Source organism: Acinetobacter uliginosus (assembly GCF_044130295.1).
Lineage (GTDB): Bacteria > Pseudomonadota > Gammaproteobacteria > Pseudomonadales > Moraxellaceae > Acinetobacter.
In genome coordinates this window covers 1-688 of record NZ_JBIQOC010000191.1, presented here as the reverse complement: position 1 = coordinate 688, position 688 = coordinate 1, and the positions used below count along the sequence as shown (strand labels likewise).

The window sequence follows — 688 nt, the reverse complement described above, 5'->3', positions numbered from 1 at the left end:
GCCTGTTCAGCGACCTGACTTTTCCCGGTCACATGCAGTTCATGGAATTTACGACGTGCATGGGCCATGCAGCCCACCTCAATGACCTGGCCTGATTTAAAGCGTGCTTTATAACCACTGTAATCATCACAGACCAGATGACCCTGCCAGCCATTCAGGAACTCTTCAGCATGCTGACCTGAACGGCTATCCTGAAAGTCATAGATCACCGCTTGAACTGGATTGTACTGTGTGGTGGCATAGGCCCAGACATAACCTTTCTTCGGTTTTTTCTCATCATCACCCATCCGCATGATGGTGACCGGCGTTTCATCGGCATGGATCACCCGCTGTTGCAACACCACCTGTTTTAAGGCATTAGCCAGAGGTTCCAGTTCCACACCGCAGCGACCAATCCAGTCAGATAAAGTGGATCTGGACAGATCAATGCCAGCCCGCTGATAGATCAGGCGCTGACGGTACAGCGGCAAATGATCGGCATACTTCGATACCAGCACATGGCTGAGCAATTCAGGTGAAGCAATGCCTTTATCAATCACATAGGCGGGCATCGCTTGCTGAGTCAGAGTGTCGCACTGATCACAGACCCATTTGCCACGCACATGCTGTTCCTTATAGAACTTTGCCGGTCTGAAATGCAGTTTTTCACTGACATCTTCGCCGATACGACGGAGTTGGCAGCCACAAT

General features: G+C 50.7%; 1 protein-coding gene. It reads right to left on the bottom strand.

What is annotated here, in order from left to right; all coding sequences use genetic code 11:
* On the bottom strand, nt 1-688 hold a 688-nt coding region (tnpC, locus tag ACE01T_RS17670; RefSeq protein WP_395519793.1), incomplete at both ends, for an IS66 family transposase.